This is a genomic window from Embleya sp. NPDC025285 (assembly GCF_055558835.1).
Genome location: NZ_JBVHLU010000041.1, coordinates 75099 through 82967, shown reverse-complemented (window position 1 = coordinate 82967; position 7869 = coordinate 75099). Strand labels below are relative to the sequence as shown.

At 68.6% G+C, this 7869-nt stretch carries 4 protein-coding genes; 2 read left to right on the top strand and 2 right to left on the bottom strand.

What is annotated here, in order from left to right; genetic code table 11:
* The first annotated feature begins 1669 nt into the window (after positions 1–1669).
* Together ACZ4FV_RS26500 and ACZ4FV_RS26495 are read left to right on the top strand one after the other, a co-directional pair.
* Positions 1670–2575, top strand: a complete 906-nt coding sequence (locus tag ACZ4FV_RS26500) for a universal stress protein (RefSeq protein WP_465323408.1) — start codon at positions 1670–1672, stop codon at positions 2573–2575.
* A gap of 679 nt (positions 2576–3254) precedes the next feature.
* A complete protein-coding gene (locus tag ACZ4FV_RS26495; protein WP_465323407.1) occupies positions 3255–3620 on the top strand; it encodes a carboxymuconolactone decarboxylase family protein in 366 nt (121 codons plus the stop codon).
* An 816-nt stretch (positions 3621–4436) separates the two neighbouring features.
* Here ACZ4FV_RS26495 and ACZ4FV_RS26490 read toward each other — a convergent pair.
* Together ACZ4FV_RS26490 and ACZ4FV_RS26485 are read right to left on the bottom strand one after the other, a co-directional pair.
* Positions 4437–6521, bottom strand: coding sequence for a catalase (locus tag ACZ4FV_RS26490; RefSeq protein ID WP_465323406.1), 2085 nt, complete (start codon positions 6519–6521; stop codon positions 4437–4439).
* Between the two features lie 416 nt (positions 6522–6937).
* Positions 6938–7237, bottom strand: a complete 300-nt coding sequence (locus tag ACZ4FV_RS26485) for a hypothetical protein (protein ID WP_395873559.1) — start codon at positions 7235–7237, stop codon at positions 6938–6940.
* Between the last annotated feature and the right edge of the window lie 632 nt (positions 7238–7869).

Here is a 7869-nt window from a genome sequence, read left to right as displayed (position 1 = left end):
ACATCCAAAACCATCCCGCGCTCCTCAACGGCTTCCTCGCAGCAACCGACCTGACATGACGAACCAACAACAACCGAATCCGCAAAGCTCAGTAGCCCGCGTCGCCAAGGCCGAACACGCAGCGGGAGGTGGCGTCGTAGGTGCGGGCTGCACCCCGCACACCGCCGGCCAACCAGCGCCTACTACACCTACGACGCCTTCGTCTCCTACGGCACCGCCGGGCACGCCGACGGCGTGTGCACCAGCGCCTCCGGCGGACCCAACGTGCTGACGACCCGTTACGGGCTCGACGGCTCCGCGCACACCGCGCGCGGCACTGTCCTCGTTCAGCGGCAGCACCCTGACCTTCAGCCCCGAGACCGTCACCACCCCCACCGGGACCCGCAGTTATCTCCCGACCGGGGCGGCCTGGCCGGCGGAACGATCTGCCACGACTGGACGGCCGCCGCACCCTGCGCCGGTTCCCGCTGCCCACCACCCATCCGGGCGTCAACGGCGGCGCCACCGCGACTGCGGCTACAGGACCTCCTTTACGATTGCTTTGCTGATACACATCGGCGCGCTTTTCGTATTCGACATGGTTTACAAGTTCGATCCGAATACGGTGGATCCGGGTGGAGTTTCGGACCAACTGGGGTTGCAAAGAATAGGAACGCTCTTCCCATTCATATAATTTCTCATCTATCGCATTCGTGGGCGCTGGGTGAATTCGGGCCTGGTCCTGCTCTTGATCGGAATCTCGAACGTGCCCATTCTCACCAGGGTCCGATACCCGTCGGAGTAGACACCGGACGGCAGTGGTTGATGGGCTCGGCGAATCATGCTCGGGAGCAATCGGACGTCTGCGGCCGGGGGAACCTTGTGCCGGGTAGCCGCAGGGAGTCTCACCCTCCGGCTCTCGCGAAACCGTGCGTAACAGTCGCTCGATACACGACTCGCGTCGTCCTGGTCATCGAATCGCCACGGCGTTTCGGAGGGGCAAGGCGCCAAAGCGCCTTCATCCCCGACGTCCTCAAGGACGCCATCGACTACCTGCGAAGTGCGCCATCTGGGTGCCCACCGTGGGCGAGGACGTGGTGTTCACGCACGCCTTCGGTCGCCTCGGCGACACGCTGCCCGACGAGACGGCGGGAAGATCGACGGCGATCGGCTGATCACGGACGACCAGGTCTCCGTGCCGCTGGACACACTCGACGGCAAGGCGGTCGTCGACCTCGAACCCTGACGCCGACGGGCCCGTCGGCTCCCGGCCGGATCGCGGGAGCACGTGAGAACGGCATCCTGTCCCTTCCAACAGCGGCGACAAGACGAAGCGCGGGCCGCCCGTGTGGGCCCGCGCTTCGAGAGGGCGGTGGCTCTACGAGGTCGGGCGCCTCGCGCGCCGCCGCATCGACAACCATCGCAGCGACCCGCCAGGGCGACTCCCGAACAACAGTCCGTTTGGGCCAGTAACGCGGCCCGGCCGACCTGCAGACCGCGCCCCAACAACAGTATCGGCATCGGCATCCGGACGGCCGCGCGCGTCGTTCGTGTGAGAACCGGTCCCGTCGACGTGTCGTCGCACCCGAGCGACGGTCGGACGGGTTGCCTGTAGGAGTAACGCGAGCATTGTCGCTTCGAAGGGGGTCGGCGGCGGAGCATCGCTCACTCGCACGGATGGAGGATCATCATGGCCGGCAACGAAGGGCTGCCACCCGTCGTGGTGGGTGTCGACGGAACCCCCGCCGCGCAACTCGCGGTGGTGTGGGCCGTGGACGAGGCCGACCGACGAGGACTATCGCTGTGTCTGGTGCACGCGTGGAACGGGCAGGCGGAAGCCGCGACCGGGCCCTTCGCGCTCAAGGCGCGGCATACGTCGGACGAAGTCCTGCGATCGGCCGGCCGGCGGATGCTCGACGAGGCCGAGGCCCTGGCGGCGGCACGCCACCCTCGCGTCCCCCTCGATCGGATCCTCGTGAACGGGTCGCCGACCGCGGCACTGAGCCGCAGTCGGCCGGACGCCGCGATCATCGTCGTCGGCTCACGGCACCTGTCGTCGGCGCGGGAGGTGATGACCACTCGTACCATCGCGGTGCCGATCGTCGCCCACGCTCGTTGTCCCGTGGTCGTCGTACGAGAACCGGAGCACACCTCCGCGACACCCGCCACGGTCGTGGTGGGTGTCGACGGATCCCGGGCCTCGGTGCCGGCGGTGGCATTCGCCTACGAAGAGGCCTCACTGCGTGGTGCGACACTGTTGGCCGTCCACGTGCGCCGCTTCGATCGACTGCCTGCCATCGCCTCCGACGTGCGGGCCCAACAGACGAAGGAGGGCCGGATCCGCCTGGCCGAGGCACTCGCGGGATGGCAGGAGCGATTCCCCGACGTGCCGACGAAGCACGAGGTGCTCTTCGGCCACCCGGTGCCCGCCCTGACCGAAGCCTCCGCGCACGCGCTTTGCCTGGTCGTCGGGACCCGCGGCCTCGGCCGCTTCCGCGGCATGCTGCTCGGTTCGACCAGCCAAGGCGTCCTGCACCACGCGCGTTGTCCCGTGATCGTGACACCAGACCACGAAGATGCCTCCGAGCCCGAATGACAGTGGTGCTCTCCGTGCGCAACCGCGCTTCTACGTCGTACGCACAGTCGCACGCTCGCGAAGTCGGCCACGGCATTTCTCGCCGAGGTGGATGACCACGGTCCATTGCTTGGCGGCGGCCATGATGCCCAGCTCCAACCGGATGGGCATACGACGTCGGAGGACGCCCCACACACGCGTGGTCCGGCTACGGGCCCGCAGCCGGACCACGCCGCGTTGTGCGGTGCGACCCTCGGAAACCGGACTCGCTCGTTCATCGGGAGACCACGGCGTCCACCCGTGAACGGCCCTGTTCGTGAACGGCAGGGCACCGATCCGGTGGCGACGTTCGTGCCCGCGAGGGACGGTGGAAGAGTCGGAATCGGGTCGGCGGGCGGGCAATCCCTCCGGCGAATTGCGGATGTCCGACGTCGCTCCGGGCGATGATATGCGACACGAAATTTGCGCCCGCCGCAGAGGTCGGCGCATCGCCGGCAGACGCGGGATTCCGACCATGACCATCGCCCAGGCTCGGGCAACCATGCCGCACCGCGTCGAAGACACAACCCGACCGCTGTGAGGGATCGGCCCGGCGGCCCGACCGGCCGGCGCGGAAGAAACCCCGGCACGCACCGACCCCACCGGCGGGGCCGTGTGCAACTGACAAATGGCAGCCGGTGCGGCAGACAGGAGACCTCCGATGAGTACAAGCCACGGAAAAGCAGTTCGAGACGAACTACGCCCCCTCACCCGTGAGCTGCGACATGCGATTCCCGACGTCTACCAGGGCTACAAGGAGCTCCACGACGCGGCACTTCGCTCCGGTGCCCTCGACGGGAAGGTCAAGGAGCTCATCGCGTTCGCCATCGCGGTGAGCAAGGAGTGCGATGGCTGCATCGCCGCGCACGCGCACGCGGCCGTGCTTCAGGGCGCCACCGTGCAGGAAGCGGCCGAGACCCTCGGCGTCACCTTCCTGATGAACGGCGGGCCCGCCACCATCTACGGTGCACGGGCCTTCGCGGCGTTCAACGAGTTCTACACCGAACACATCGACAGGCAGTCGTGATCCCACCCGCCGGCAACCGCGTTCCCTGACGTGCGGAAGTAGGAGTCGGCAAGTGCGACGGCCCCGCGGGGAGAGACGGCGCGAGTCGGGAAAAGCACGCACATCCTGGGGACACGGTCGCGCGAGTTGGGATGAAGCGGTTGGGCTTGGACCGGATCGTCCTGGCCGAGAACACACGGGGGCGAGGGCGGGCGCCTTCAACGGGTCCCGTGGCCTCCCCGCCGGTGTCGGGATGACCCGCATGTCCCTGGCGGCGGCGCGGTCACAGCCGTTCAGGCGCAGGGTGCTGCGCCGATGGGCCGCACCGCCTCCGCGGGAAACGAACTCGCCCACACCCGGCTGCGCCGCCACCTGCTCGACGAAGCCGACCGCCTCACCCCCGGAGATCGCCCATCACCCCAACGACGCCTGCGATGCCCCGGCGCTGCCGAAGCGAACATTCACGCCCCCTGAAACCGGCGATTGGGTTCGGGGCAGGCGCGGTGACCCACGCTCCGTTTCCGGTCTCCGCCCCTTCGAACCGCTCCATCGAGTGCCTACGGCGTCGATCCGGACGATTGTCACGCTCCCCCGGCGCCGGGGTTTCCGGCCCGGACGCGGGAGACGGGCGTTGGCACGGTGCTCGCGGCCGCCTGCGCCCCGACCCCGACCGGCTGTGACCTCGTCCCGTAGGCGGTGACCGCCGTGGGTGTCGGCGGGGTCGAGGGGTCGGGGTTGCTCACCTCCGGAGTGAGGTCCCACTTTCCGCATCGGCCACCAGGAATGCGGGCAGGGTCGCCGCGACGAGCAGCGAAGGTCGGCGATCGCCGCTGTTGGTCAGGCGCGGTCGTGGTGGCGGTGGGCGGCGATGGCTGTCGTGAACGCGTCGACGAAGATGGTGGAGACGTTCGTAACGATGACGACCCCGGGCGCGTCGGCGGGCACGACACAGTGCTTCAGGAATGCGTCTGCCTCGCCGGTGGCGCCGATCGCCTTGCCGTGGCGATACGCCTGGACGAGGAATTCCCGGGCGTCGGCGTCGGTCCGCAGTGCCTGGACCGACTCGGCGCCGCCGGGAACGTACACCGCGTCGTACAGCGGTGATCCCACGGTCAGCAGTGAGCGCCGCGCCTCGATCTCCTCGTTGTCGGATGCGCGCAGGGGACCCTGGCGCGGGCCCACGACCTCGCAGGTCGCGCCGTGTTCGGTCAGGTGGGTCGCGACGGTGCGTACGTGGGCGCGGTCGACGCCGTCGGCGGCGAGGATTGCGATCTTGCGTGTGTGGATGCCTCCTTCGCCCGGGTTGTTGGCGATGCTCAGTGCCGGGGACGGCTCGGGAACGGGTGCCGGTGTGCGGGTCGGTGGGGTGATGCCCAGGCCGGCTCCGACACTGCGTGCGAGTTCGGTGTCCACGTTGGCGAGCAGCGCGACGACGTCCTCCCGGATGTCGTGGGCGTCGCACTTGCCGAGTTCGAAGCGGAAGGCGCCGACGATGTGGTCGCGTTCCCAGTCGCTCATGCTGTGCCAGAACAGCGCCGCCTGCCCGAAGTGGTCGTCGAAGCTGGGGCTGCGTTGTTTGATCCTGGCGCCCTCGACCCGTTCCTGATGGTGCTCGTAGCCGCCGTGGTCCGGGCCGGCGACGATCGGGCAGCCCCGGCCGAGCCTGTTCTCGCTGTAGCTGCTGCGGCCACGGTCGAGGCGCATCTGGTGGTGGCCGTCGCGCTGGTTGTTGTGCACGTCGGCGACCGGGCGGTTGATCGGGATCTGCGCGAAGTTGGGGCCGCCGAGCCTGATGAGCTGGGTGTCGAGGTAGGAGAACAATCGGGCCTGGAGCAGTGGGTCGTTGGTGAAGTCGATGCCGGGCACGACGTGGGCGGTGTGGAAGGCCACCTGTTCGGTCTCGGCGAAGAAGTTGTCCGGGTTGCGGTCCAGGACCAAGCGCCCGATCGGACGCACCGGCACCAGTTCCTCGGGGATGAGTTTCGTGGAGTCGAGCAGGTCGAAGTCGAAGGCGTGCTCCTCCGCCTCCGGGACGAGTTGTACGCCGAGTTCCCATTCGGGGGCGTCGCCGCCCGCGATGGTCTCCCACAGGTCCCGGCGGTTGAAGTCCGGGTCCAGGCCGCCGATCTTCTGCGTCTCGTCCCAGACGAGGGAGTGCACACCGAGTCTGGGCTTCCAATGGAACTTCACGAACGTGCCACGGCCGTCGGCGTCGACGAATCGGAAGGTGTGGACGCCGAATCCCTGCATCATCCGGTAGCTGCGCGGAATGGCGCGGTCGGACATGAGCCACATCATCATGTGTGTGGTCTCGGGCTGGTTGCGGACGAAGTCCCACAGGCTGTCGTGCGCCGACTGGGCTTGCGGAATCTCGTTGTGCGGCTCGGGTTTGACGGCGTGCACGAAGTCGGGGAACTTCACTCCGTCCTGGATGAAGAACACCGGCATGTTGTTGCCGACGAGGTCGAAGTTGCCCTCTTCCGTGTAGAACTTCACCGCGAATCCGCGTACGTCGCGTACGGTGTCGGCGGATCCGCGCGAGCCGGCGACGGTGGAGAACCGAGTGAACACCGGTGTACGCAGGCCAGGTTCGGCCAGGAAGGCGGCACGGGTGACGTCCGCCATCGACTCGTACGCCTCGAAGAAACCGTACGCGCCCGCCCCGCGGGCGTGCACGACGCGCTCGGGGATGCGCTCGTGGTCGAAGTGCGTGATCTTCTCACGGAAGTGGAAGTCTTCGAGGAGCGTGGGACCGCGGACCCCGGCTCGGAGCGAGTTGTCGTCATCGTCCACCCGGACGCCCTGGTTCGTGGTCAGGTGCTTGGCCGTGGGATGGACGCGGTACTGCTCCAGTTGGGCGTCCTTGGCGTCGTGCGGGGCGTCGGAGCGTCGGTGGGTGACATCCTGGTTCTGCGAGTCCATGCGGGTGGCCTCCTGGGACCGATCGCCCGGTTCTCGGTCGCCGGGTCGCGACGCGGGTACCCGTCCGCGCGAACGGCCATACCCCCAGGCATCATGGGGAGATCCCTGACAGTGTGGGCGAGGTCGGTCGCGATGCGTTCCACGGGATCGACGGGCGGGCCCGATCGTCGGCGGGTGGTACACCCCACACTCCGGTGTCCGCAGCACCGCACCCGTGGCGTAACCGACTGCAAGGCGCCCGACAAGCACCAGGGTCGGACACCGTACGGCGGCCCGGACGCCTGGCGGACAACGCCCGGACGCCCTGCGGACAACTCGCGGCGGCGAGCGACGGTCTCCGCGAACGTCGCGGGCACGAACGTCGCGGCGGCCAAGTCGGTATCGGGCACGGTCCGTGCCCGGACAATGCGAAATCGTCAGATTCCGGCCTCGGCGGACGAGCGAAGCTCCAAGATCGCCTCGTCGCCGAAGGTCTGGCCGGTGGGCACGAAACCGGCGGAAATGTACAGCGCCCTCGCCGCGAGGTTGCCCGCCCGCACACCGAGCCCAAGGACGGAAGCACCGAACACCTCACCCACGTCCATGACGATCTCCCGGAGACCCACCGATGCAAAACGATCCCCATCCTCCCCGGGCCCTCGCTGCCCATCGACACCCGCGACCGCCGGGCCACGCCACAGCACGCGCGGCCCGGCGGCGCTGCGCGCCTTCGTCACCGCTGGGACCGCCGCCCGCTCGCGTCGACACGACGCCGAGCGGGCACCGCCGAATACCTCGGTCCTCGGGTCTGTGCAAGACACCACCTCGCGCTGTCGCCACGGTTCGCGAGCGGGCGTTCGACGCCGAACGACTCGCCCGAGTTGATGCGCAGGGCTGTCGACCGCGGCGATCCGGTGGTCTCGACCTTGCCGTCGGGGTGATGGAGCCTGGACGAGATCATTCTCGGATATCACCGGTGGGATTGCTCACGCCTGCTGCATGACGGCGGGGCTTCCCTGGTTGGGCTTCACGAAGACACCGTGTCGATCCCGGCATCGCGAGGCCGGCGGCCCGCGCGGTGTTGTCGGTGGGGATCGGTAGCGTCACGGCACTGTCGTCGGAGACTTGCCCTCCCGTCCGGGTCCGACGGCCCGAATCGGCCCGCTGTCACACCCCCCGTCGGCGGGCCGAATCGACGTATCGGATGCGGCCCGCACGGGGGTTCGGCCGCGTCCGGTACGTCGAGCGGGACACCCGAGCCTGTGAACGCGCCTGCACCTCGCCCATGCCATGTCGTCCGGGAACACGTCGTCAGGGCCCTTCGACCGGAACGCTTCCACGCCCCGCCCGTAGTGAACCGGCCACTCGG

What these genes read in the sequence shown, in the direction of transcription:
- ACZ4FV_RS26490 (WP_465323406.1), bottom strand. Translation starts at nt 6,521, where the DNA reads ATGGACTCGCAGAACCAGGATGTCACCCACCGACGCTCCGACGCCCCG.
- ACZ4FV_RS26500 (WP_465323408.1), top strand. Translation starts at nt 1,670, where the DNA reads ATGGCCGGCAACGAAGGGCTGCCACCCGTCGTGGTGGGTGTCGACGGA.
- ACZ4FV_RS26495 (WP_465323407.1), top strand. Translation starts at nt 3,255, where the DNA reads ATGAGTACAAGCCACGGAAAAGCAGTTCGAGACGAACTACGCCCCCTC.